Annotated in this window: 22 protein-coding genes; 10 read left to right on the forward strand and 12 right to left on the reverse strand. The window is 54.3% G+C overall.

Going from position 1 to position 23,700, the window contains the following annotated elements; translation table 11 throughout:
- The first annotated feature begins 5 nt into the window (after positions 1 to 5).
- On the forward strand, positions 6 to 323 hold the full coding sequence (gene hspQ / locus OK412_RS11275; RefSeq protein WP_010246651.1) for a heat shock protein HspQ: 318 nt from the start codon (positions 6 to 8) through the stop codon (positions 321 to 323).
- Between the two features lie 31 nt (positions 324 to 354).
- Here the strand turns inward: hspQ and OK412_RS11280 are convergent, their stop codons facing one another.
- Entirely contained in the window at positions 355 to 774 is a 420-nt protein-coding gene (locus OK412_RS11280) for a CoA-binding protein (RefSeq protein ID WP_010669789.1), read from the reverse strand.
- 176 nt (positions 775 to 950) lie between these two features.
- Here OK412_RS11280 and OK412_RS11285 point away from each other — a divergent pair, with 176 nt between their 5' ends.
- Both OK412_RS11285 and mgsA read left to right on the forward strand, forming a co-directional pair.
- Positions 951 to 1,592 carry a DUF2057 family protein gene (locus tag OK412_RS11285; protein WP_010246655.1) on the forward strand — a complete coding sequence of 214 codons (642 nt, stop codon included), beginning with the start codon at positions 951 to 953 and terminating at the stop codon, positions 1,590 to 1,592.
- Positions 1,593 to 1,661: 69 nt separating this feature from the next.
- A complete protein-coding gene (mgsA, locus tag OK412_RS11290; RefSeq protein WP_010246657.1) occupies positions 1,662 to 2,120 on the forward strand; it encodes a methylglyoxal synthase in 459 nt (152 codons plus the stop codon).
- A gap of 1 nt (position 2,121) precedes the next feature.
- Here mgsA and helD read toward each other — a convergent pair whose 3' ends face one another.
- Complete coding sequence (gene helD / locus OK412_RS11295) at positions 2,122 to 4,176, reverse strand: DNA helicase IV (protein ID WP_187508142.1); 2,055 nt, start codon at positions 4,174 to 4,176, stop codon at positions 2,122 to 2,124.
- Between the two features lie 123 nt (positions 4,177 to 4,299).
- On the opposite strand from helD, the gene OK412_RS11300 reads away from it, so the two are divergent.
- Both OK412_RS11300 and yccS read left to right on the forward strand, forming a co-directional pair.
- Positions 4,300 to 4,740, forward strand: a complete 441-nt coding sequence (locus OK412_RS11300; protein WP_010669786.1) for a YccF domain-containing protein — start codon at positions 4,300 to 4,302, stop codon at positions 4,738 to 4,740.
- On the forward strand, positions 4,724 to 6,883 hold the full coding sequence (yccS, locus tag OK412_RS11305; RefSeq protein WP_031592830.1) for a YccS family putative transporter: 2,160 nt from the start codon (positions 4,724 to 4,726) through the stop codon (positions 6,881 to 6,883). The genes OK412_RS11300 and yccS overlap by 17 nt, the downstream gene beginning before the upstream one ends.
- Here the strand turns inward: yccS and OK412_RS11310 are convergent.
- Positions 6,880 to 7,509 carry a TfoX/Sxy family DNA transformation protein gene (locus OK412_RS11310; RefSeq protein ID WP_010669784.1) on the reverse strand — a complete coding sequence of 210 codons (630 nt, stop codon included), beginning with the start codon at positions 7,507 to 7,509 and terminating at the stop codon, positions 6,880 to 6,882. The genes yccS and OK412_RS11310 overlap by 4 nt on opposite strands.
- 210 nt (positions 7,510 to 7,719) lie before the next feature.
- On the opposite strand from OK412_RS11310, the gene sulA reads away from it, so the two are divergent.
- Together sulA and ompA are read left to right on the forward strand one after the other, a co-directional pair.
- Positions 7,720 to 8,211, forward strand: a complete 492-nt coding sequence (gene sulA, locus OK412_RS11315; protein WP_010255031.1) for an SOS-induced cell division inhibitor SulA — start codon at positions 7,720 to 7,722, stop codon at positions 8,209 to 8,211.
- 350 nt (positions 8,212 to 8,561) lie between these two features.
- On the forward strand, positions 8,562 to 9,632 hold the full coding sequence (gene ompA / locus OK412_RS11320) for a porin OmpA (RefSeq protein WP_010255028.1): 1,071 nt from the start codon (positions 8,562 to 8,564) through the stop codon (positions 9,630 to 9,632).
- 95 nt (positions 9,633 to 9,727) lie between these two features.
- Here the strand turns inward: ompA and matP are convergent, their stop codons facing one another.
- On the reverse strand, positions 9,728 to 10,195 hold the full coding sequence (matP, locus tag OK412_RS11325) for a macrodomain Ter protein MatP (protein ID WP_264353176.1): 468 nt from the start codon (positions 10,193 to 10,195) through the stop codon (positions 9,728 to 9,730).
- A 53-nt stretch (positions 10,196 to 10,248) separates the two neighbouring features.
- On the opposite strand from matP, the gene OK412_RS11330 reads away from it, so the two are divergent.
- Both OK412_RS11330 and fabA read left to right on the forward strand, forming a co-directional pair.
- Positions 10,249 to 12,117: an AAA family ATPase gene (locus tag OK412_RS11330; protein WP_187492711.1), complete on the forward strand. Its 1,869-nt coding sequence runs from the start codon at positions 10,249 to 10,251 to the stop codon at positions 12,115 to 12,117.
- Between the two features lie 68 nt (positions 12,118 to 12,185).
- Positions 12,186 to 12,704: a bifunctional 3-hydroxydecanoyl-ACP dehydratase/trans-2-decenoyl-ACP isomerase gene (gene fabA / locus OK412_RS11335; RefSeq protein ID WP_009091047.1), complete on the forward strand. Its 519-nt coding sequence runs from the start codon at positions 12,186 to 12,188 to the stop codon at positions 12,702 to 12,704.
- A 68-nt stretch (positions 12,705 to 12,772) separates the two neighbouring features.
- Here fabA and rmf read toward each other — a convergent pair whose 3' ends face one another.
- The 6 genes from rmf to rlmKL form a co-directional block, all read right to left on the reverse strand.
- Positions 12,773 to 12,940, reverse strand: a complete 168-nt coding sequence (gene rmf, locus OK412_RS11340) for a ribosome modulation factor (RefSeq protein ID WP_008925875.1) — start codon at positions 12,938 to 12,940, stop codon at positions 12,773 to 12,775.
- Between the two features lie 279 nt (positions 12,941 to 13,219).
- On the reverse strand, positions 13,220 to 13,789 hold the full coding sequence (pqiC, locus tag OK412_RS11345; RefSeq protein WP_022625928.1) for a membrane integrity-associated transporter subunit PqiC: 570 nt from the start codon (positions 13,787 to 13,789) through the stop codon (positions 13,220 to 13,222).
- The gene (gene pqiB / locus OK412_RS11350) at positions 13,786 to 15,429 is read right to left on the reverse strand and encodes an intermembrane transport protein PqiB (RefSeq protein ID WP_061704146.1); all 1,644 of its coding nucleotides are present in this window, start codon (positions 15,427 to 15,429) and stop codon (positions 13,786 to 13,788) included. The genes pqiC and pqiB overlap by 4 nt, the downstream gene beginning before the upstream one ends.
- Positions 15,416 to 16,684, reverse strand: coding sequence for a membrane integrity-associated transporter subunit PqiA (gene pqiA, locus OK412_RS11355; RefSeq protein ID WP_010669781.1), 1,269 nt, complete (start codon positions 16,682 to 16,684; stop codon positions 15,416 to 15,418). The genes pqiB and pqiA overlap by 14 nt, the downstream gene beginning before the upstream one ends.
- Before the next feature lie 14 nt (positions 16,685 to 16,698).
- Positions 16,699 to 18,615 carry an ABC transporter ATP-binding protein gene (locus OK412_RS11360; protein WP_031592840.1) on the reverse strand — a complete coding sequence of 639 codons (1,917 nt, stop codon included), beginning with the start codon at positions 18,613 to 18,615 and terminating at the stop codon, positions 16,699 to 16,701.
- 6 nt (positions 18,616 to 18,621) lie between these two features.
- Entirely contained in the window at positions 18,622 to 20,736 is a 2,115-nt protein-coding gene (gene rlmKL, locus OK412_RS11365; protein WP_264353177.1) for a bifunctional 23S rRNA (guanine(2069)-N(7))-methyltransferase RlmK/23S rRNA (guanine(2445)-N(2))-methyltransferase RlmL, read from the reverse strand.
- Between the two features lie 110 nt (positions 20,737 to 20,846).
- Between rlmKL and OK412_RS11370 the strand changes: the two genes are divergently transcribed.
- Complete coding sequence (locus OK412_RS11370) at positions 20,847 to 21,956, forward strand: YcbX family protein (protein ID WP_264353178.1); 1,110 nt, start codon at positions 20,847 to 20,849, stop codon at positions 21,954 to 21,956.
- Here OK412_RS11370 and OK412_RS11375 read toward each other — a convergent pair whose 3' ends face one another.
- Together OK412_RS11375 and pyrD are read right to left on the reverse strand one after the other, a co-directional pair.
- A complete protein-coding gene (locus tag OK412_RS11375; protein ID WP_010669778.1) occupies positions 21,957 to 22,499 on the reverse strand; it encodes a cell division protein ZapC in 543 nt (180 codons plus the stop codon).
- A 153-nt stretch (positions 22,500 to 22,652) separates the two neighbouring features.
- Positions 22,653 to 23,663 (reverse strand): quinone-dependent dihydroorotate dehydrogenase, encoded by a 1,011-nt coding sequence (pyrD, locus tag OK412_RS11380; protein ID WP_010255000.1) that lies wholly within the window; start codon positions 23,661 to 23,663, stop codon positions 22,653 to 22,655.
- Positions 23,664 to 23,700 lie beyond the last annotated feature (37 nt).

Genomic DNA, 23,700 nt, shown 5'->3' on the forward strand with positions numbered 1-23,700 from the left:
TCACAATGATTGCCAGTAAATTTGGTATTGGTCAGCAGGTTCGTCATCGTTTGTCCGGCGTACTGGGCGTTATCGTCGATGTCGATCCTGAATACTCGTTAGATGAGCCTAAAATTGAAGATGTTGGCGCGGAAGAGAAAATGCGCACCGCGCCCTGGTATCATGTGGTGATGGAAGATGAGGAAGGCGATCAGGTACATACCTATGTTGCTGAGATTCAGCTTTCCGGCGAAACCAGCATTGAACACCCTGAGCAGCCTTCAATGGATGAGCTGGCAGCATCGGTACGTCAGCAATTACAGGCACCTCATCTGCGACATTAATCTGTGGCGGCACGCTCTGCCGCCACACTCATCATTTCTGACGCGTTATTCCCAGACGCGGAATTTCAATCTTCGGGCAGCGATCCATAATCACCGTCATGCCCGCATCCTGTGCCAGTACCGCCGCCTGCTCATTAATCACACCCAGCTGCAGCCATAATGTTTTTGCCCCCACGGCGATAGCCTCCTGCGCCACGCCCCACGCGGCTTCAGAATTGCGAAAGACATCCACCATATCAATCTTGCCCGGTACATCCGCCAGGCTGGCATACCCCTGCTGCCCCAGCAGCGTTTTCCCTGCCAGTTTCGGGCTGACCGGGATCACCTCATATCCCTGGTCGAGCAGATATTTCATCACACCGTAACTGGGACGTTCGGGGCGATCGCTTGCTCCGACTAAGGCGATACGTTGGGTGCGCGTCAGCACCTCACGAATTGTCTGATCGTTCATGTTTATCTCCTTTCAGGCCAGTGTTGAGTGTAGATTGGCGTGCCCTTTAGCGGGTAAGTCCTCAGCGAAATTAATTGAACCCGCGCACGAATAAATATGTTTAAATGTAAATTAACTGCCATAATGTAAGAATTTGCTACACACCATCCTTTGTGTCTTGAGTTACCGGAGTTGAAATGAAGCTGTCGCTGGCTGTAACGGGGTTAATTACCCTCCTCGTTTCGGCGTCCTGTTCTGCCATCACATTAAAGCTCGATCCTCAGATCGATTTGCTGGTGCTGGATGGTCGAAAAATTTCAGGCTCCCTCCTCAAAGGCGCAGACAGCCTGGAGCTGGACCGCGGTCAGCATCAGTTTCTGTTTCGGGTAGAGCAGCAGCGCAAAGGTCAGAATGAGAACGTCATCGCTTATCAGTCGGTACCGATGATCGTCACGTTCACCGCGGTTGCCAAAACCATTACCATTCAGTTGCCTGCGCTGGAGACAAAACGCGAGCGTTATCATTTTGACCGCAGCCTGAACTTTCAGCTGGTGGATGAAAAAGGCATGGAGATTACCAGCGTGCGCGACCACCTGCCGGTCACTACATCCGCAGATATGGAAAAAGCGATGCTGAATTATAATCGCACCCGCCAGATTGCCTCTGTGCCGCGGTTTGCAAATACCCCTTCTGCAACGCCCTCTTCCGTCCGGCTTACCGCCGATCTGGACTGGACTACTCAGGCCGAACTGCCCTCGCTGCACCGCTGGTTTCACCGCTTCGATGAAGCCACGCGTCAGCAGCTTCTGACGCTGGTCAAAATGCTACGTACGAGTTGATAGAGTCGAAAGGCCAGAGGTACACTCATGCTCTCTCTTCTTGCGCATGGGCCTTACCAGGACGCCTTTATGGAACAGACTGTTCGTACCCTCGGCACCACAAAACATATCGCGCTGGTCGCCCACGACCACTGCAAAGCTGCCCTGCTTGACTGGGTGAAACAAAACCAGCCCGCGCTGGAATCGCACATCCTCTATGCTACCGGCACTACCGGGAATCTGATCAATCGCGATACGGGCCTGAATGTGACAGCCATGCTGAGCGGCCCGATGGGCGGCGATCAGCAGGTGGGTGCGCTGATTTCGGAAGGAAAGATCGATGCACTGATTTTTTTCTGGGATCCACTCAACGCAGTGCCGCACGATCCGGATGTCAAAGCGCTGCTGCGTCTGGCTACCGTATGGAATATCCCGGTAGCCACTAACCGCTCCACGGCTGACTTTATCATTCAGTCGCCACTGTTTGCGCAAAGTGTAGAGATTATGATCCCCGACTATCAGCGCTATCTGGCCGATCGTCTGAAGTAACTCAGGCTTTACGCAGCACCGGCACACCCAGCTCGCGGAAGTGATCGACAAACGGTGACGGCGCTGCCTTATCGAACATCAGAAAAACCTGCTGACGCGCGCGCGTCAGTGCCACATAGGCCAGACGGCGCTCTTCTGCATCAGGGAACGCTTCTGGCTGCGGTAATAAGCCCTGTTCAATAATCGATTCGCGCGCCTCTGCCGGGAAGCCCTCTTTACCCTGCTGTAATCCCAGCAAAATGACGTAATCCGCCTGCTGACCTTTGCTGGCATGAATCGTCATAAATTCCAGATTGAGCTTTGGCCAGCGGGTTCTGGCTTTATCCAGTAAATCCGGCCGCAGATAGTGATAACGCGCCAGCAGCAGAATTCGCTCATCAGGCTTCGCGTAACCGCTGAGTTTGTTCAGCAAGGCTTCCAGCTGATCCTGCGCCAGCAGCGAAATCGACTTTTTATTGCCTTTGGTGACGCTGTTCAGCGGTTTTGCCAGCTGCTGCGGATTCTGTTGTATAAACCGGTTGGCAATGTCGCCGATGCGGTCGTTGAAACGGTAGGTTGTGTCCAGTACGCAGCGGTCTCCTTCACCAAAATAGTGATGGAATGCCGTCGTCAGCGTCATCTCCGCCCCACTAAAGCGGTAGATGGCCTGCCAGTCATCGCCAACGGCAAACAGTGCAGTACGCTTATTCTGCTGGCGTAATGCGCTCAGCAACGCGGCACGCTGAGGCGAGATATCCTGGAATTCATCCACCAGAATGTGTTTCCACGGACTGATAAACCGTCCTTTTTCCAGAATGGCAATCGCCTGGTGAATCAGACCCGAGAAATCGACCGCGCCCTCCTCTTTTAATGCGCTCTTCCACGCTTTCATCAACGGTGCCATCAGTTTGATGCGCTTACTGAAGAGATCCCGGATCTCTTCGGGTACGTCGGCGATCATCGCTGCCTGCGCACCGCCATGCATGCGCATCAGACCGAGCCAGCGCTCCAGCCGTGACGCCAGCCGGTTTGCCAGCCGGTCGTCCTCCCAGAATGGCCCCTCGGGTAACTCCCACTCCAGTTCATCACGCAGCCACTGACGCCAGCCGTTTGCCTGCGCCTTCTTCTCATGGCACTGCTGCCGCCACTGCTGGATCAGCAGCGTGCGACGCGCATCGGCATCACTCTCAAGTTTGCTGATAACCGGCTGCTTATTACTGCCTTCACGAATAATATGCAGTGCCAGAGAATGGAAGGTCCGCGCCTGGATGTCAGCGGCGGAGAGCCGCGACTGGATACGTACGTTCATCTCTTCAGCCGCCTGGCGGCCAAATGCCAGTAACAGGATTTGATCGGCGCTGGCCAGCTTGCGCTGCATTAACCAGCCTGCACGAGCCACCAGCACCGAGGTTTTACCGCTGCCCGCGCCTGCCAGTACCAGCAGAGAATTCTCGCCATTAACCACCGCCTCACATTGCGACTGATTGAGTGGCGTGCTCTCGACGCTGGCAAAGAAATCCTGATAGCGGGTGAGCATGGCGGCCGTCCAGTCGCGGTTTCGCTGCCGCAACGCCGTTTCACCCTGCTCCAGCCAGCGCTGACAGAATTGCCAGTTATCCCGGCAGTCAGCAAAATCTTTTAAGCGGGAGAGCGGCATCGGCAATGCATCGAACTGTTTGAGGATGTTGGTTTTCAGCGCCTGCAACTCGTGGCGGTTCAGCCAGCGATCCTGCGCGCCAAACGCCTCGATTTCGTCGCGTAGCGCCTGCAGCACCTCGCGGCACACTGCGCTCATCTCCAGACTCCAGCTCTGCCAGGCCTGCAGCAGATAGTGGTGAAAGCGCTGCGTTTCCTGCCATTCCGTGCCATGCAGGCGGACCACTTTTTCATCGGCCAGCAAAAACTCCAGCTCGCCCCACACCAGCCCGCGCTTGCAGGCGATATCCAGTAACTGGTTAAAGGGGATCAGATACTCATGCTTATCGCCGCTGACTTCGACGCCTGCCGCCATCAAACGGACACGATTATAAGGATGCTGGGCAAGCCGTTTGCCCATCGAGGTTGCTTTCAGTTCCACGCCGACACCAACGTCAGAGAATAGGATTAGGGGGAGTTTACCTGTCAGACCCTTAGCGCTCCAGCCTTAAAACAGGCTAAACTTGGCGTCACATCTTGCGGAATGCAAAAGGAAAAGAAGATCATGCGCACCGTTTTAAATATTCTTAATTTTGTTCTGGGCGGTTTTTTCACCACCCTGAGCTGGCTGTTTGCCACGTTAATCAGCATCGTGCTGATTTTTACCCTGCCGCTGACCCGCTCCTGCTGGGAAATCACCAAACTCTCGCTGCTGCCATTTGGCAACGAGGCGGTGCATGTTGATGTGCTGCGTCCGGAAAGTAAGAGTCATATTCTGAATACCGGCGGCACCTTTCTGAATATCTTCTGGCTGATTTTCTTTGGCTGGTGGCTCTGCCTTTCGCACATCTCCGTGGGGATTGTGCAGTGCATCAGTATCATCGGTATTCCGGTAGGGATTGCGAACTTTAAGATCGCCGCTATCGCGCTCTGGCCGGTTGGCCGCAGGGTGGTATCAGTGGAAGAGGCGCGCGCCGCGCGCGAAGCCAATGCCCGCCGCTATTAATATGATGTCGGATGCCGTGCCAGGCTGGCGCAAATATCTGTTTAACAGTACGTGGCGCTATCTGCTGCGGATCCTGTTTGCACTGAGTGGCTGCGCCGCCATTCCCTGGTGGCTGCATCAGATTGAGTGGACGATCCCTCTGACCCTGGGAGTGGTCGCTGCTGCGCTGGCCGATCTCGATGATCGCCTGGCCGGTCGCCTGAAGAATCTGCTGATTACCCTGCTCTGCTTCTGCATCGCCTCGGTTTCAGTCGAGTTACTGTTTCCCTATCCATTCGCCTTTATTATCGGGCTGGCAATCTCGACCTGGGGCTTTATTCTGCTGGGCGCCCTTGGCCAGCGCTACGCGACTATCGCCTTTGGTGCTCTGCTGATTGCGGTCTATACCATGCTCGGCATCGGACTGTTCAGCCAGTGGTATATGCAGCCGATGCTGCTGCTGGTCGGCGCGTTGTGGTACAACCTGCTGACATTACTGGGCCATCTGATGTTTCCGGTCCGGCCGGTGCAGGAGCAACTGGCCGGAAGTTTTTCACAACTGGCGCGTTACCTTGATGCCAAAGCGAATCTTTTCGATCCCGACGCGGGCGATCAGGATGATGCCGCGTTTATCGATGCGGCGATGGTCAACAGCCAGTTAGTGGCGCAACTTAATCTGACCAAGACCACACTGCAGAGTCGTCTGCGCGGCGATCGCGGGTCGCGCGGCACCCGCCGTAGTCTGCATTACTACTTTGTGGCGCAGGATATTCATGAACGGGCCAGCTCTTCCCATCTGCAATATCATCTGCTGCGCGGCGACTGGCGCTACAACGAAATTCTGTTTCGCTTTCAGCGCCTGCTGAATATGCAGGCTCAGGCCTGTCGCCAGCTGGCACATTGCATTCTGATGCGTCAAAGGTGGGTGCATGACAGCCGTTTTGAGCGTGCATTTGAACGATTACAGAAAGCGATAGAACGTCTGGAGCAGCATGATCCCGACGCTACGCATACCCGTGCTCTTTTCTGGCTGCTGCGCAACCTGCGCGCCATCGACGCACAGCTTGCTTCGATCGAATCAGAACAGACGCTGGCCGGTGAAGATCCTCAGCACAGTGACAATCTGCTGTCACGCGAAGGATTGAGTGGCTGGAGTGATATCCGGCTGCGCTTCAGCCGCCATCTCTCTCCCGCATCGGCGCTGTTCCGGCATGCGGTTCGCATGTCTGTGGTGCTCTGTATTGGATATGGTTTTATTCAGGTAACCGGGCTGGAGCGGGGATACTGGATTTTGCTGACCAGTCTGTTTGTCTGCCAGCCCAACTACAATGCAACGCAGCGACGACTGGCCTTGCGCATCGGCGGAACGCTGGCGGGGATTGCGATTGGTCTGCCCGTTTTATGGCTGGTGCCTTCGATTGAAGGTCAGTTAATCCTGATAGTGATCACGGGCGTACTGTTCTTCGCTTTCAGGCAGGTGCAGTATGCACAGGCCACGCTGTTTATCACTCTGCTGGTGCTGCTCTGCTTTAACCTGCTGGGTGAAGGGTTTGAAGTTGCCCTGCCGCGGGTAGTGGATACCCTACTGGGCTGTGGGCTGGCCTGGCTGGCTGTCGCGTTTATCTGGCCTGACTGGCGCTTTCGTCAGTTACCTGCCGTGGCAGAACGAACGCTGAAAGCGAATTGCCGCTATCTGGACGCGATCATGGAGCAATATCATCAGGGCAAAGATAACCGTCTCGCCTATCGCATTGCACGGCGTGATGCGCATAACGCGGATGCTGAACTGGCGTCAGTGGTCTCAAACATGAGCAGTGAAAGTCGCACCAGCCAGAAGCTGCGCGATTCGGCTTTTCAGCTGCTTTGCTCCAACCATTCGTTTCTGAGTTACATTTCTGCGCTGGGCGCTCACCGCGATAAAATTACCGCACCCGAACTGCTGACATTGCTGGATGATACGGTTTGCTATGTGGAGGATGTGCTGCAGACGGAAGTTGTCAGCGATGAGCACGTAGAAACGATGCGCCATCAACTGGCTCAGCGAATCAGCCAGCTGGCCGCAGATGCGGATACGCGTGCGCCGCTGGTGCTCCAGCAACTCGGTCTGCTGGTGGCATTAATGCCCGATGTGGCTCGCCTGCGCCGCACGCTAATCACTGATTAGCCTTCGCCGTTTCTGAGATTGGGGTTTGATAAAAGCGTGCGCTGGAACCACGCATTCAGCTCCGCCCGTGTCGCCTGCGGCAGCGCGGCGGCATGGTGGCCCGTGATGGCCCCCTGCAGCGCAAGTAATGTCTGGAACCCAACGTGCTGGTTGATCGCTTTAAGCTTCAGCCAGCACTGTTTAGCCCCCATCTGGTAGAGATGATTGACGCTCATGACGCCCGCCTCGTACAGCATCATCTCCATACGTACGCTGAGATTTGGCAGATCTTTTAACCGCGGTGAGGATTGTCGGTCCTGCAACTCCAGCTGCGCCGTTTCTAAAGAGGCAGCAGAGAGCGCCAGCAGATGGTCAGGGTCGCGCCACAACGCCTCATCGACCCGAAAGTAATTGAGACTCACCAGCTTGCCCCGCTTGCGAAAAATCAGGGGTTGCAGCGGACGATCTGTAAGGTATTCCCGCAGAGGTTCACTGGCACGCAGATAGAGTTCATCTTTATTAATTAAGGCAAAAACCACACTTTCTACAGCCAGGGCATAGCCTCCGAACTGGGTGCGCGACTCTATTGTTCCTAATGGGGCCAGGCGCGCTCTGGAGCGCTCTACAACCGGATTCACCTTTTTCATTGCACCACCTCCATGTAAGAAATATATCGTAAATTACCTTGGGTATCAGGTAATTAGAAGATAAAAAAAAGCGTCAACGGGTTCAATGAATAAATAGCGTTTCAACTAATCTTGTCGCGATTTTGCGAGGCGTTTTCAGAAATTTGGGTTGATCTTTATCCAGGATGACAGTACTGTATATTCATACAGTCCACTGCTGGTGATTAACTTATGCGAACACAACATCCTAATAATTCACGCTATGCTCATCATTATGCGTCCTCTTCCGTTCCGGCCTCTCAGGGCGGTGGAATTACTGAGTTACGCTACAGCGAACAGCCCGGTATGATGCAGATGTTGCTGTTGCCTTTATTGCAGCAGCTGAGTCAGCAATCGCGCTGGCAGTTGTGGTTAACACCGGCATATAAACTGAATCGCACCTGGCTGCAGGAATCAGGATTACCACTGGATAAAAGTATGCATATCGCCGATTCTGAACGTCTGAATGCGGTTGAAGCGATGGTTAAAGCATTGCGTACAGGAAATTACAGTGTCGTTCTGGCATGGATTCCTTACGATCTTGACGAAGATGAACGACGTCAACTTGAAAATGCGGCGGCAGAGGGTGAAGCGCTGGGATTGATTTTGCGTGCAAGCGGGACATCAGAAGCGCCTCTCAGACCGCAAACTGCGATAAAAATTCAGTCGGATTTGTTTCATTAAGTAAAAATCAGAAGTTTCCCAAGCTATTTTTCTTATCTGTCGCAGCTAAACCACTGATTCTGTTAGTTCGAGCGTTGACAATGGTTTAGCAAGTTTTTAGGGCTCTTTGCCGCGGCAATAAGACCAGCCTAATTGTTAGAAATTGTGTATAAATCGCTGTTTTTTTACATAAGCGCCTCACATCATACTTGTAAGTTTCCAATCTCGTTGTAGACTTTAGCTCGCCAGGGTGCTCAATAACCTCCGTTTTTTGCGGTAGAGTCATAAGCGAGCGTTTTGACCCGGCGAAGGATTTAAACCAAGAGCAACCTTTTTGCTCATTGCCTATTTGGATGATAACGAGGCGCAAAATGAAAAAGACAGCTATCGCAATTGCAGTGGCACTGGCTGGCTTCGCTACCGTAGCGCAGGCCGCTCCGAAAGATGACACCTGGTACACCGGTGCTAAACTGGGCTGGTCTCAGTATCACGACACTGGTTACTACGGTAACGGTTACGAAAACAATGACGGTCCAACTCATGAAAGCCAGCTGGGTGCAGGTGCATTCGTTGGTTACCAGGCAAATCCATACCTGGGCTTCGAGCTGGGCTATGACTGGCTGGGTCGCATGCCTAACAAAGGCAACGTGACTAACGGCGCATTCAAAGCACAGGGCGTTCAGCTGGCTGCTAAACTGAGCTACCCAATCTATGACGATCTGGACGTGTATACTCGTCTGGGCGGCATGGTATGGCGTGCAGACTCAACGCAGACTAACCCAACTACTGGCCGCATCAGCGACCACGACACCGGCGTATCTCCGCTGGCTGCTGTTGGTGTTGAATATGCGCTGACCAAAAACTGGGCTACCCGTCTGGATTACCAGTGGGTTAACAACATCGGTGATGCACAGACCGTTGGTACTCGTCCAGACAATGGCATGCTGAGCGTAGGCGTTTCATACCGCTTCGGTCAGGATGACGTCGCTGCTCCGGCGCCAGCTCCGGCTCCAGCACCAGCTCCAGTTGTTGAAACCAAGCGTTTCACTCTGAAGTCTGACGTTCTGTTCACCTTTAACAAATCTACCCTGAAGCCAGAAGGCCAGCAGGCTCTGGATCAGCTGTACAGCCAGCTGAGCTCAATGGATCCTAAAGATGGTTCCGTTGTCGTACTGGGCTTCACCGATCGCATCGGTTCAGAGCAGTACAACCAGAAACTGTCTGAGAAACGTGCTCAGTCAGTCGTAGATTACCTGGTATCTAAAGGTATTCCTTCTAACAAGATCTCTGCACGTGGCATGGGTGAATCTAACCCAGTTACCGGCAACACCTGTGACAGCGTGAAAGGCCGTAATGCCCTGATCGACTGCCTGGCGCCGGACCGTCGTGTAGAAATCGACGTTAAAGGTATCAAAGACGTTGTAACCCAGCCACAGGCTTAAGTTTATACGTAATAAAAAACCCCGCTAAGGCGGGGTTTTTTTATGCCGGTAATAAAACCGGACTGAGAGATGAAGGCTCTGATTGCCCTGCCCGTTTATTCGCTCTCTGAACCGGAGTTACCCAGAATCGCCTGCAAATCCTGCTTCAGGCTCGACATCTGAGTGGCATATTTCTCTTTACGTTCTGCATCTTCTATCAGCTGAACAATCGTTTCAGAGAGCGTGCAGCAGCGCCGCTGTGCCAGACCTGCCAGTCGCTGCCAGACCAGATACTCCAGGTCTATCGATTTTTTTCGCGTATGCTGATGTTCAGCGTTGAAATGGCGTTTTCGTCGGGCACGGATGGTCTGCTTCAGTCGGTTATCCAGATCAGCGTGAATATGTTCTGCGATCCATTCATTCACTGTAACCGGATTATTTTCCATTGCCAGCAGCTTATCCACTGCTGCCTGCGCCGCGCTTAACTCAAGGTGACGCGTGATCAGTTCACCTTCCCGATGTTTTTTCACCAGGTATTTCCACTTCCATCCACATTCAAGATTTTCGAGTTGCTGGTATTTCATCGGAATCTCATCGTGATCACGTAACGAACTAAGAATAACAGCTTTTTTCCCGGATGCAGCAACGAAAAACATGCTGTCACCATCACATCTTCAACAGGAAGTCTGCAGTGCTTAACAAGGGTGAATCCTGTATAATCTCGCTTTTCTTAAAACAGACAAATGCGATTATTTTGACCAGCACTCAACTTACGTGGCAGACCTTACAGCCAGATAGCGCGCAATACCAATCCGTTTTCTCCCGAATTGCTGATGAAGAAACTGATGCTCTGGCAACGGTACAGCCCCGGTTGCTGAATGCACTGGCGCATTTACACCATCAGACGCAGGGTTTCCCGTTACTGCTGGTTCGTAGCCAGGAGAATCGCGATTATCTGACATTCATTGCCCAGGCCGCAGAGCGGGTTATGGCCGACAGTACCACTCTATTCGGCGGTGATTACCATATCATGGCCGACAACGTCACGCTCCAGCCCCCCTCCGATCCTCAACGCCCATTCACCAGTCAGGGTGGTATTCACTTTGCTGAATGGACTGAGATGGAGCAATTGTTTGGCTGCGTGCGCCAGTATAAAGATCGCATCCAGCTGGAACCGGGCCTGATCCATCGTGCTAATGGCGGCACGCTGCTGCTTTCCCTGCGTAGCCTGATGACGCAGCCGATTCTCTGGTTGCGCCTGAAAAAGTGTGTTGAGCAGGGCTATGTTGAGTGGACATCTCAGGATGAGCGCCGGCCGCTGCCAGTCTCTATTCCTCCCTTGCCCCTCAATCTGAAACTGGTCCTGTGTGGCGATCGGGAAGCGCTGGCAGAATTTCAGGAGCTGGATCCCGAAGCTCACGAAATGGCCATCTATACTGAATTTGAAGAGAATATTCAGATTCTGGATGAAGATGACATGCTTGCCTGGTGTCGCTGGAACATCGAACTGGCGCAACAGGCGGGTCTGCCCCAGCCGGAAGCGGACTTCTGGCCAGAACTGATTAAAGAAGGCGTCCGCTACAGCGGCGATCAGGAAACGCTGCCACTCTGCCCCCGCTGGCTACAACGCCAGATGCGCGAATCGGCCCTGATGGGCGATGAACTGAACGCTGAAGCGCTGCGTGATGCGCTGGAAGCGCGTTTGTGGCGCGAGAATTATCTCAATGAGCGGATGCGTGACGAGATCCTGCTGCGACAGATTCTGATTGAAACAGAAGGCGAAGTGGTTGGTCAGATTAATGGCCTGTCGGTCGTTGAATATCCTGGCCATCCCCGTGCCTGGGGCGATCCCTCGCGTATTACCTGCGTGGTACATCCCGGCGATGGCGAATTCATGGATATCGAGCGCAAAGCGGAGCTGGGCGGTAATATTCATGCCAAAGGCATGATGATTATGCAGGCTTACCTGATTGCCGAGCTGGAACTCGATCAGCAACTGCCCTTCTCGGCCTCAATGGTCTTTGAGCAATCTTACTCCGAGGTGGATGGTGACAGTGCTTCACTGGCTGAACTCTGTGCCTTAATCAGCGCACTGGCTAATCAGCCCATCAATCAGCAAATTGCGGTGACCGGCTCGGTTGATCAGTTCGGCAACGTACAACCGGTGGGCGGACTGAATGAGAAAATCGAAGGCTTCTTTGATATCTGCCATCAGCGAGAACTGACAGGTCAGCAGGGCGTGATTATTCCCGCCAGCAATGTCCGTCATCTCAGCCTCAGCCAGGCGGTTGTCAGTGCGGTTGAACAGGGTCATTTCCATATCTGGGCAATTGACCGTGCCGATGAAGCGCTACCGCTGCTGACCGGTAAAATCTGGAGTACCGAGGATGGCCTGGGCGATTGCCTGCTGAATACCATCCAGGAACGCATTAGCCTGTTCAACCAGCCGGACGGTCCGCAACGTCCCTGGGCGCTGCGCTGGCTTAACTGGTTCAACCACCGTTAATCCGATTTGCTCAGCGTACAACTGTTCGCTAATATTCGTGATTCACTAAAACAAGGCTTATTGAAAACATGGTAGATAAACGCGAATCCTATACCAAAGAAGATCTGATTCTGTCAGGTCGTGGTGAACTGTTTGGCGAAAATGGTCCGCCGCTTCCATCCGGCAACATGCTGATGATGGACCGCGTGGTCAAAATGACCGAAGACGGCGGCAAATATGACAAAGGCTTTGTTGAAGCGGAGCTGGATATCAATCCTGATCTCTGGTTCTTCGGCTGTCACTTTATTGGCGATCCGGTGATGCCGGGTTGTCTGGGCCTTGATGCCATGTGGCAGCTGGTTGGTTTCTATCTGGGCTGGCTGGGCGGCGAAGGTAAAGGTCGTGCGCTGGGCGTGGGTGAAGTGAAATTCACCGGTCAGGTCCTGCCAGATGCGAAGAAAGTGACTTACCGCATTCACTTCAAACGCGTTATTAACCGCAAACTGGTTATGGGTGTGGCAGATGGTGAAGTGCTGGTTGACGGTAATCTGATCTATACCGCCAGCGATCTTAAAGTCGGCCTGTTTAAAGATACCGCCGCTTTCTAAGTGTTTCCCCCGGAAACAAAAACCTCCGCGCATGGCGGAGGTTATATTCCCTTTTCAGTGACATCCGGTTATGCAGCTACCGACCTGTCCTCCATGGCTTGTCGCCAACCTCCCAACCAGTGAGACTTAGCGTCAATCAACTGATACGGACACATCTCTTTTGAGCGTCCAGTAATGCCTGCCTGATAACCACGTGAATGGGCGCGTTCGAGGCGGTCTCGTTTCTGTCTCTTCATACTCCGTGTCCCTCATGTAAGGTCTGTGGAATCTGGTGGAAAGAAAAGTGGTGAATTAATGTTCAACCACCCTTATGTTCTACCTCCTGCGCACCCAAAGATCAATGCCCAATCTTCATGCCAGTGTCATAAATGTGACCTTAATCGGTAAAAATAATGACGTTCTGTGATGCATGCGACAACACTATCTTTCTGATTAAGCTAATAAAAAAGCCCCTGACCCTTGTCGAAAAAGCACGACAATCGGTCCGGGGCTTAGCTTATTTATTCACATCAATCTTAATTTAACGCAACCACACTATTGGCAATCTTCTGTGCTGTCTGTTGCCAGCCCGCCGCCAGCGTTCTGACCATCGCATCGTAGCCATCTTCGGTCTGCGGCAGTACCAGGTTAAACGCCTGCTTGGTCAGCCGGCCCTGATGTTCCAGCGTCCATTCGCCACTGACGACTGCTTTGCCATCATAGCGTCCCTGAAAGCCTGTCACGGTCACATTCAGCGTATCGTGCTGCGCGCCTAAAGGTGAACCTGCGACCAGCCGGCCTGGCAGCGCCTTGCTCAGGTTAGTGATCAATGTCTGCTGCAACTGCTGATCGAGCGGGCTGGCCCAGAGATTATTCGCGGCGATAACGTATTTGACATCGCTGGTCTGATAAACCAGTCCGTTGCCTGCCAGATAGTCCGGCACCGTCACCTGCTGCACCCATAACATCGGTTGCGCTTCATTCAGCTGGCTGCTGCTGACCTGCATGGAAGCCGCCCCGGAGGGCAGCTGATACCAGGTATTGTCAACGCTGCTACTGCACGCACTCAACACCAGCGCGGCACAAAGTATCAATCCTTTATTCACTGTTTCGCCCTCTTCGGCTGGGGATCCTGTCCCGGTTTTGCCTCAAATACCAGCGCATTGCTCTTGGTGTTAAGCGTTCTTAACACCGGCTGGAGTTCACGCAGAACCTTATCCAGGCGCTGCATATCCCCCACCAGCTTGCTGTAGGCTGGTGAACCTGGCTGCAGGCCTTTCATGCTGCGGTTCAGCTCGCGCAATGTCTGCTGCAGGTCTTCCGGCAGGGTTTTCATAGCCGGACTGGCGGTGACTTTGTTGATGTTGTCGATGGTGCGCTGCAGATCACGCATCGTTTTCTGGCTCTCTTTCAGCGTGCCTGTCGCTTCATTGACCATACCGTTCAGTGGCAGACTGTTAATCTTATCCAGCGCCGCCATCAGCTTCTGCTGAATCTGGCTCAGGCCACCGCTAACTGTTGGGATAACTTCATAGCCAGAGACTTTCTGCGGACCTTTGTAAGGCGGTGCATTGTCATAGAAGTCGAGATCGACATAGAGCGCACCCGACAACAGGCTACCGGTTTTCAGCGTCGCACGCAGGCCACGTTTTTTGCCATCCTGCAGATGCTGCTGCAGATCGAAGTTCTCACCCAGTCGGCTGATAAAGCGATCCGGCTCAATGCGAATCAGCACCGGCACGCGGTAATCATTGTTCAGCGCCTGGTCCAGACCGGCTTTCATCAATGGCGCTTCTGAGACGGTACCCAGGCGAATGCCGCGGAACTCAACCGGCGCCCCCGCCTGCAGACCACGGATGGAGTCGGTGAAGAACATCAGGTAATCAATATGGTTGGTGTAGAGCGAGTCCTGAATGCTGCGCTGATCGTCAAACAGATGATAGTCAGACTTATTCTGCGCAGGCTGACCCAGCTCCCAGCCATCCGGCACGTCAAAACTGACGCCGCCGCTGAACAGCGTGGTCAGCGATCCCATTTCCACCCGCATTCCTGAAGCGGACATATCCACGGCGATACCGCTGTCCTTCCAGAAGCGCACGTTGGTTGTAATCAGGCGATCGTAAGGCGCAGCCACGAACAGCTGATAGGTCATCATGCGTTTTTCGGTATCGAAAACACTGGTCTCGACCGTACCGACGCGATAGCCGCGGAACAGGACCGGATCCCCCGGATTGAGCTGACCCGCTTTCTTGCTGTCCAGCACGATGCGAATCCCTTTGGCATCCGGTGGCGCTAACGGCGGCGCGTCCAGCAGCTTAAACTGCTCGGGTGCCTGGCTTTTAGTGCCCGGCTGTAATTCGATATAGGCACCGGATAACAGAGTGCCGAGACCGCTGATCCCTTCGCGACCCACCTGCGGTTTCACCACCCAGAAAACGCTGTCACTGTGCAGCAGTTTTTCCATGCCTGAATTCAGGCGCGCTTTGATTTCCACATGGTGGAGATCGTCGCTTAACACCGCGCTTTCCACCACACCGACATCCACACTGCGGCTTTTAATCGTGGTTTTACCCGCAACAATGCCTTCGGCGTTTTCGGTGATGAGGGTGACTTCCGGCCCCTGATGGCTGAAGTGATAAAAGAGGATCCATCCGCCGATTAACAGCGTAACGATGGGGACAATCCAGACCGGCGACCAGCGCTTAATCTGTTCCACCTTTGCATGGCCGTGATTAGTTTCCGTCAAGGCGCGACTCCTTCATATTGTTTTCGCGTACACGATCCCAGGTTAATCGCGGGTCAAAGGTCATGGCAGCAATCATGGTGATAATCACCACCATTGCAAACAATACTGCCCCCCACGCGGGATAAACATTCATTAATTGCCCCATGCGCACCAGCGCAGAGAGCACGGCAATAACAAACACGTCGATCATTGACCAGCGGCCAACAAATTCGACCACTTCATAAATTTTGTGCATCCTGTGGCTGTCACGCTGTCCGCGTCCGCTGGCATCCCAGCAAAGCCAGCCAATCGCCAGCATTTTCAGCGTAGGCACCATGATACTGGCGATAAAGATCACCAGCGCCACCGGATAGGAGCCATCACCCCACAGCACAATCACCCCCGCCATGATATTGGAGGGATAGGCAGTGCCGAGGGTTTCCGTCACCATGATCGGCAACAGGTTGGCCGGGATATAAAGCAGTATTGAGGTGAACAACAGCGCCAGCGTCCACTGCAGGCTGTGCTTACGCCGTGCCTCGGCCGTGACGCCGCAGCGGGGACACTTATGCTCTGCTTCCGGCAGAATGGCCGTACAGCAGGGACAGGAGCGCAGACCCTGCTCTAAACCACTGATGCCCACTTCGGGCGGATGGGGCAGCGCAGGCCGGGGTGACAGACTGTCCCACAAGCCACGTCGATCAACGCACTGAAAGGCCCGCAACTGCAGCAGACAGAACAGAACCCACGGCCAGAAACTGGTCTCAAGGCCGATCTCGCCATAGGCCATCAGCTTGACGAAACTGACCAGCACGCCCGCCATAAAGATTTCTGCCATGCCCCAGTTACGTAGCTGAAACAGAATACGTGCCAGACCAGTTTTGAGTCCAGTCGGCAACGGGACCCGATTGACCAGCAGGATAATGGTGATCATGCAGAAGGCCGGAACCGCCTGCACGAAGAGAAGGAACAGCGTCGCCAGACTGCTGTAATCTTCCGTCACCATCACCTGAGGTATCTGCGCCAGCGTGATCTGGCTGGTCAGCCCTGCCACCTTCATTGAGACAAAAGGAAACAGATTCGCCAGCAGCAGCATAAACAGCGCTGCCAGCGCATAGCCCGTTGGCCGTTTACGCGGTTCGTGCCAGTTGGCCGTCAGGGAGGTGTGGCAGCGCGGGCATGACGCACGGCTGCCAACGGGAATGTCCGGCAGCTTAATCATTAAATCGCATTGTGGACAAAGCATCCACGCGTTACTTTTCACTGCTGAACACATCCGGTAACCCTGCCCTACGCGCCGTTTTTCAGTGACTCTAGCTCTTCCCAGCGCGCAAAAGCGGTTTCCAGCTCCTGCTCAGTCTGAGCCAGATTATCCAGCACCGGTTGCGTCTGATCGTGTGCCTGGCTGAAGAAGTCGGGATGACTCATCTTCGCCTGCAGCTCTCCGATACGCGCTTCCAGCTGCTCCAGTTTTTGCGGCAGCTGTTCCAGCTCACGCGCCAGATTGTAGCTGAGTTTATTCACGCTACGCTTCGCATCACCCTTCTCGGCTGCAGGCTTAGAGGCGTTGCCCGTCGCTTTCGCCGGTGCTGCTGCCTTGTGCTGCCGGTAGGCGGCGCGCTGCTGCTGAGCATCGTGATAACCGCCAACAAAGGTACCAATCTCACCGTTGCCTTCAAAAATCCAGCACTCGGTAACGGTATTATCGACGAACTGACGATCGTGGCTCACCAGTAACACGGTGCCCTGATAACCATCAATCAGCTCTTCCAGCAGTTCCAGCGTTTCGACGTCGAGGTCGTTAGTCGGTTCATCCAGAATCATCAGGTTGCTGGGACGCAGGAACAGGCGCGCCAGCAGCAGACGGTTACGTTCACCGCCCGAAAGGGCACGCACCGGCGTCATGGCACGTTTTGGATGAAACAGGAAGTCCTGCAGATAGCCCAGTACGTGGCGCGGTTTGCCGTTGACCAGTACTTCCTGCTTGCCTTCGGCCAGGTTGTCCATCACGGTGCGATCCGGATCCAGTTCAGCGCGATGCTGGTCAAAGTAGGCTACTTCCAGCTTGGTGCCGGAATGCACACGACCATGGTCAGCTTTCAGCTGCTGCAGCATCAGGCGTAGTAAGGTAGTTTTCCCGCAGCCATTTGGTCCGATCAGCGCAATTTTGTCGCCACGCTGCACCTGGGTTGAGAAGTCCTTCACCAGCACTTTGCCATCGACCGCGTAGTCGACATTTTCCAGCTCAAAGACAATCTTGCCGGAACGGGACGCTTCGCCCACCTGCATGTTGGCTTTGCCCATCACTTCGCGGCGTTCTGAATGTTCACGACGCAGCGCTTTCAGCGCACGCACACGGCCTTCGTTGCGGGTACGACGAGCTTTGATGCCCTGACGGATCCACACCTCTTCCTGCGCCAGTTTGCGGTCGAATTCGGCGTTCTGCATCTCTTCAACGCGCAACGCTTCCTCTTTGCCTTCCAGATAGAGATCGTAGTTGCCTGGCCAGGAGACCAGCTTGCCACGGTCCAGATCGACAATGCGCGTCGCCATGTTGCGGATAAACGAACGGTCATGGGAAATAAAGATGATGCTGCCGGTGAAGTTCTTCAGGAACGTTTCCAGCCAGTCGATGGTTTCGATATCGAGGTGGTTGGTTGGCTCATCCAGCATCAGGACGCGCGGGTTACTCACCAGCGCACGGCCCAGTGCCGCTTTACGCAGCCAGCCGCCCGAGAGCGACGACAGCTCGGTATCGGGCTGCAGACCAATCTGCTCCAGCACGTCATGGATGCGGCTCTCCAGCTGCCACAGATTCTGGTGGTCGAGAATGCTCTGCAGACGCGCCATCTCATTGAGGTTTTTATCGCTGGGATCTTCCATCACCACATGGGAAATGGCGTGATAGGCTTTCAGATGCTCAGCCTGCTCTTCAACGCCCTCGGCCACGAAGTCATACACCGAACCGGTAATATTGCGCGGCGGATCCTGTTGCAGACGCGCCACGACCAGATCGGTTTCATAAATAATGCGGCCATCATCCAGTGGCTGTTCGCCATTGATGATTTTCATCAGCGTGGATTTACCCGCACCGTTACGGCCCACCAGACAGACGCGTTCGTTCTCTTCGATGTGCAGTTCGGTATTGTCTAACAGCGGCGCATCGCTGAAGGAGAGATAAGCGCCGTGGATACTGATTAATGACATGTAAGCTTATTCCTTACCGGCGTGAGTGATCAGCCAGCAGTTGTGAATTTGACGGTTACGCGCGAAGTCCTGCGACTGCGTTTTCTGGGTAATATCCTGCGCCTGCAGGCCCAGTGATTTCAGGCCATCCATGTCCATTTTGAAACCGCGTTTGTTATTGGAGAACATGATGGTGCCGCCGCGACGCAGCAGGCGCTTCAGGTTACGCATCAGCATCATATGATCGCGCTGAACGTCGAAGCTCTCTTCCATACGTTTTGAGTTGGAGAACGTTGGCGGATCGATAAAGATCAGGTCAAAGTTCTCGTCACTCTCATTCAGCCAGCTCAGGCAGTCCGCCTGCATCAGACGATGCTGACGCCCGGTCAGTCCGTTGAGACGCAGGTTGCGCTCCGCCCACTCCAGATAGGTACGCGACATATCTACCGTAGTGGTTGAACGCGCGCCACCCAGACCGGCATGCACACTGGCGGTACCGGTATAGGCAAACAGGTTCAGGAAATCTTTGCCCTGACTCATCTGGCCCAGCATTTTACGGGCAATGCGGTGATCGAGGAACAGGCCGGTATCGAGATAGTCGGTCAGATTCACCCAGAAACGCGCATTAAACTCTTTAACTTCGAAATAGTCGCCCTTCTCGCTGAGCTTCTGATACTGCGCTTTGCCTTTCTGGCGTTCACGCGTTTTCATAATCAGATGGTCGGCAGGCAGTTGCAGCACGCTCAGCGTCGCGCTGATGACATCGAACAGACGCTGACGCGCTTTATCAGGATCGATGGTTTTTGGTGGCGCGTACTCCTGGATAATCACCCAGTCGCCATAGCGATCGACAGCAACGTTGTAGTCTGGCAGATCGGCATCATAAATACGGTAGCATTCAATGCCTTCCTGACGCGCCCACTTCTCCAGTTTCTTCACGTTTTTACGCAGGCGGTTAGCGTAATCTTCCGCAATCTGTCCGGCGCTTTCATGACTGTTAACCGCCAGCTTATAGTTTTTCTGCACGCAATCCAGCGGACCGTTCTTCGCTTTAAACTGGCGATCCGCACGCAGTTGCAGGCAGCTCAGCAGTTCAGGCGAGGCGCTGAACAGCGACAGGTTCCAGCCGCCAAAATGCTGCTTCATCAGACGTCCGAGCTGGCTGTGCAGCGCAATCAGGGCTGGTTCGCTCTCCAGACGTTCACCGTAAGGAGGATTACTCAGCACCGTACCGTGAACCGCCGGATCGACCGGATTAGTCAGCTTCAGCAGATCCTGCTGGCCGAAGGTGAAAAGTTCAAAGACGCCAGCGCGGCGGGCATTCGCCTGCGCCCACTCCAGCACCCGACCATTATTGTCGTAGCCAAAGAAGCGCGCCTGAGTGGCAGCCGTACCAGTGCGGGCACGGTTCTGCGCCTCAGTTTTAACCTCCTGCCACAACGCAGCGTTAAACTGGCTCCAGGCGGTGAAGCCCCAGTGCTTGCGCAGCAGGCCAGGCGCACGATCGCAGGCAATCAGTGCGGCTTCAATCAGCAGCGTACCGGAACCACACATCGGATCGATCAGCGGTGTCGTCGGCTCCCAGCCAGAACGCAGCACGATGGCCGCCGCCAGGGTCTCTTTTAACGGCGCCTGACCGGTCTGCTGGCGATAACCACGCTGATGCAGCGAGCTGCCGCTGAGATCCAGCGCAATGCTGGCGCGATCGTCATTCAGCCAGACGTTGACACGGATATCTGCCTGCTCACGATCGACGTTAGGTCGTTCGAGGTTCTGACGGGTAAAGCTGTCCACGATGGCATCTTTAACTTTCAGCGCACCAAACTGGCTGTTACGAATCGAATCGTTTGTGCCGCTGAAATGCACAACAAAGGTTTTGTCGCTGCCGAACATCGTCGGCCAGTCCACGCTCTGCACACCCAGATAGAGATCCAAATCGCTGTAGACGCCAAACTCTCCCAGCGGCAACAGGATGCGTGATGCTAAACGACTCCACATCAGGCTTTGGTACATAGTGCGATCGTCGGCTTCGTAGTGAACGCCTCCCTGCACTACTTGCAAATCCTGCGCGCCCAGCGCGTCCAGCTCACTTTTTAACAGCTCTTCGAGCCCACGCGCCGTGCTGGCAAACAGAGAATTCATATCGTCACTTTTTAACTCTTGAGAAAATTGTCGCGCATTATAGCGAATCGGAGACCTATGTCATAAAGTTAGCTTCTTTTGTGCTGCGCGTCGGGTTCAAGGAGAACACCATGATCACGCTTTCCCGCTTATTTATTCATCCTGTGAAGTCGATGCGGGGATTAGCGCTGTCACACGCGCTGGTCACTGACAGCGGACTGGCATTTGATCGTCTGTTTATGGTGACCGAACCTGATGGCACCTTTATTACCGCGCGTCAGCACCCGGAGATGGTGCGCTTCACGCCCGCGATTTTACCGGATGGCCTGCTGCTGACGGCCCCGGATGGCAGTCACTCCCTGATCCGCTTCAGCGATTTCGATGGGCAGGATCACCCCACCGAAGTCTGGGGAAATCATTTCACCGCGCGCATAGCGCCGCATGCGATTAACCAATGGCTGAGCCAGTTCTTCCCGCGTGAGGTTCAGTTGCGCTGGGTCGGGCCACAACCCAGCCGCCGGGTAAAAGCGTTTAATCATATTCCGCTGAGCTTTGCCGACGGCTTTCCGTTTTTGCTGATCAACAACGCGTCGCTGCATGATCTGCAACAGCGCTGCCCGGCCAGCGTCCGCGCCGAACAGTTTCGTCCGAATCTGGTCGTCAGCGGCGCTGCCGCATGGGATGAAGACAGCTGGGCGGAGATTCAGATTGGCGACGTGATATTCGAGGTGCCTAAGCCATGCAGTCGCTGCGTGCTCACCACTGTCAGCACCGAAACCGGCGTTAAGCATCCTGCCGGTCATCCGCTGGCCACGCTGCAGACGTTCCGCACCGCCCTGGATGGCAGCGGGGATATTGATTTCGGTCTGAACTTAGTGGCGCGCAACAGTGGGGTGGTGCGCGCTGGTGATGAGATGATTGTTCTGAAACGTCATGCACCGCGCAGCTATGGTGCCGGTGAAGTGGTCGAAACACTGAAACCAAAGCAGCAGGCGCCTGATGCCGTGACTATCACGTTTCAGGGTCAGACGTTCACCGGGGATAATCAGCAGGTATTACTGGATCAGCTGGAGATGCAGGGCTTCCGGATCCCCTACTCCTGTCGGGCGGGACTGTGCGGCAGTTGCAAGCTGAGTCTGGTCGCGGGTGAGGTTAAGGCGCTGAAACAGAGCGCCCTGCGTCAGGACGGCACGCTGTTGAGCTGCAGCTGTATTCCGGCTGGCGATGTAGAACTAAGGTAGTCAGACTGCGCGGGCGTAGCGCGGCGCGACATCCTGATACAGGGGCTGCAGGCGATCGTTCATCACCTTGATGGCATCGCCAAGCACCATGTTTTTTCCGGCCAGCGTCAATCCCGGCTGCGCCAGCAGGCAGAGTGCCGCGTTATCGCCACTCTCAACCACCAGCAGTCGTGCCTGCGTTCCCTCGTCTGCCAGCGTAACCTGTACCATTTCACCGGGACGGGGCTGCATTGCCGGGGCATAAGAGGCGAAATGCCAGCTTTTCGGCATCAGTGGCTTGAGGAAGCGTGCAGCGACCAGCGCATTTAACACCAGTTCGGCGCGATGGCTGCCACTGAGTTTGCACTGACGGCAGGTCTCTTCAAAGGTGTAATAAAGGGCGGCGTCATCGACACAAAAACCCGATTCAGTGAAGGCATCCGGCGTGAGCATCTTGCGGGAATAACGGGAACGGAAAAGCATACCGTCTGCCAGGTCGAGCATCATTCGGTCGTGGCTGCTGTCAAAATACCAACGCCAGTTATCATCGGGTTTAATTTTCATCGTGTGCCCTGTATTTACCGCTGCGCCAAACATCACGCAGAATTCAGCGAAAAAAGAAACATAAGGAAAAGCTGAAAAAGCGTGCAACAGGACAAAATATAAACGAGCCGAGGGGATAAATAAACCCCCCGGCCAATGATTGTGAGAATTGTCTTAGAGATGGGTGACGATATCTTTAATTAAGCCTGGCCCCTGATAAATAAAGCCTGAATAAATCTGAACCAGTGTTGCCCCGGCGGCGATTTTTTCACGCGCTGCCGTCAGAGAATCGATCCCGCCTACGCCAATAATCGGCAACCGTCCCTGCAGTTCCTGAGAGAGGCGCTGTATCACCGCCGTGCTGCGCGACTGCACTGGCCGTCCACTTAACCCACCCGCTTCCTCAGCATGCTTAAGACCGCTCACCAGTGAACGATCGAGCGTGGTATTGCTGGCAATCACGCCATCAATCTGATGACGAATTAAACTGTCCGCGACCTGAATTAACTCTTCTTCAGAGAGATCGGGCGCAATTTTTACGGCCAGCGGAACATATTTCAGATGACGCTGTTCCAGCTCTTTTTGTTTCTGTTTGATGGAAGAAAGCAGATCATCCAGCGCCTCGCCATATTGCAGCGAACGTAAACCTGGGGTGTTAGGTGAGGAAATATTGATGGCGATATAACCGGCGTGGGCATAAACCTTTTCCATGCAGATGAGATAATCATCTTTTCCCTGCTCGACCGGCGTATCTTTATTTTTACCGATATTGATCCCCAGCACGCCGTTAAAGCGCGCTTTCTTCACGTTTTCAACCAGGTGATCAACACCCAGATTATTAAACCCCATCCGATTGATAATTCCGCCCGCTTCCACCAGACGAAACATGCGTGGCTTATCGTTCCCCGCCTGGGCGCGCGGCGTGACGGTACCGACTTCAACAAAGCCAAAGCCCATCGCCGCAAACGCATCAATACACTCTGCGTTCTTATCCAGACCCGCCGCCAGGCCCAGGGCATTCTTAAAGGTCAGTCCCATACAGGTGACCGGACGCGACGGCAGATTCTGGCGATAAAACATCTCCAGTGGGGTGCCGTTCATAAAACGCAGTTGCTGAAAAGTGAGTTCGTGTGCGCGTTCGGGATCAAGTTTAAACAGCGCCGGTCGGACGATAGGATAAAACATGCACTCTCCTGAAGGACGGAAGCGATCGTGAAAGTCG

Source organism: Pantoea sp. JV6 (assembly GCF_025910055.1).
Classification (GTDB): Bacteria; Pseudomonadota; Gammaproteobacteria; order Enterobacterales; family Enterobacteriaceae; genus Pantoea; species Pantoea agglomerans.

What these genes read in the sequence shown, in the direction of transcription:
- hspQ (WP_010246651.1), top strand. Translation starts at nt 6, where the DNA reads ATGATTGCCAGTAAATTTGGTATTGGTCAGCAGGTTCGTCATCGTTTG.
- OK412_RS11280 (WP_010669789.1), bottom strand. Translation starts at nt 774, where the DNA reads ATGAACGATCAGACAATTCGTGAGGTGCTGACGCGCACCCAACGTATC.
- OK412_RS11285 (WP_010246655.1), top strand. Translation starts at nt 951, where the DNA reads ATGAAGCTGTCGCTGGCTGTAACGGGGTTAATTACCCTCCTCGTTTCG.
- mgsA (WP_010246657.1), top strand. Translation starts at nt 1,662, where the DNA reads ATGGAACAGACTGTTCGTACCCTCGGCACCACAAAACATATCGCGCTG.
- OK412_RS11300 (WP_010669786.1), top strand. Translation starts at nt 4,300, where the DNA reads ATGCGCACCGTTTTAAATATTCTTAATTTTGTTCTGGGCGGTTTTTTC.
- yccS (WP_031592830.1), top strand. Translation starts at nt 4,724, where the DNA reads ATGCCCGCCGCTATTAATATGATGTCGGATGCCGTGCCAGGCTGGCGC.
- OK412_RS11310 (WP_010669784.1), bottom strand. Translation starts at nt 7,509, where the DNA reads ATGAAAAAGGTGAATCCGGTTGTAGAGCGCTCCAGAGCGCGCCTGGCC.
- sulA (WP_010255031.1), top strand. Translation starts at nt 7,720, where the DNA reads ATGCGAACACAACATCCTAATAATTCACGCTATGCTCATCATTATGCG.
- ompA (WP_010255028.1), top strand. Translation starts at nt 8,562, where the DNA reads ATGAAAAAGACAGCTATCGCAATTGCAGTGGCACTGGCTGGCTTCGCT.
- matP (WP_264353176.1), bottom strand. Translation starts at nt 10,195, where the DNA reads ATGAAATACCAGCAACTCGAAAATCTTGAATGTGGATGGAAGTGGAAA.
- OK412_RS11330 (WP_187492711.1), top strand. Translation starts at nt 10,249, where the DNA reads ATGCAGCAACGAAAAACATGCTGTCACCATCACATCTTCAACAGGAAG.
- fabA (WP_009091047.1), top strand. Translation starts at nt 12,186, where the DNA reads ATGGTAGATAAACGCGAATCCTATACCAAAGAAGATCTGATTCTGTCA.
- rmf (WP_008925875.1), bottom strand. Translation starts at nt 12,940, where the DNA reads ATGAAGAGACAGAAACGAGACCGCCTCGAACGCGCCCATTCACGTGGT.
- pqiA (WP_010669781.1), bottom strand. Translation starts at nt 16,684, where the DNA reads ATGTGTTCAGCAGTGAAAAGTAACGCGTGGATGCTTTGTCCACAATGC.
- OK412_RS11360 (WP_031592840.1), bottom strand. Translation starts at nt 18,615, where the DNA reads ATGTCATTAATCAGTATCCACGGCGCTTATCTCTCCTTCAGCGATGCG.
- rlmKL (WP_264353177.1), bottom strand. Translation starts at nt 20,736, where the DNA reads ATGAATTCTCTGTTTGCCAGCACGGCGCGTGGGCTCGAAGAGCTGTTA.
- OK412_RS11370 (WP_264353178.1), top strand. Translation starts at nt 20,847, where the DNA reads ATGATCACGCTTTCCCGCTTATTTATTCATCCTGTGAAGTCGATGCGG.
- OK412_RS11375 (WP_010669778.1), bottom strand. Translation starts at nt 22,499, where the DNA reads ATGAAAATTAAACCCGATGATAACTGGCGTTGGTATTTTGACAGCAGC.
- pyrD (WP_010255000.1), bottom strand. Translation starts at nt 23,663, where the DNA reads ATGTTTTATCCTATCGTCCGACCGGCGCTGTTTAAACTTGATCCCGAA.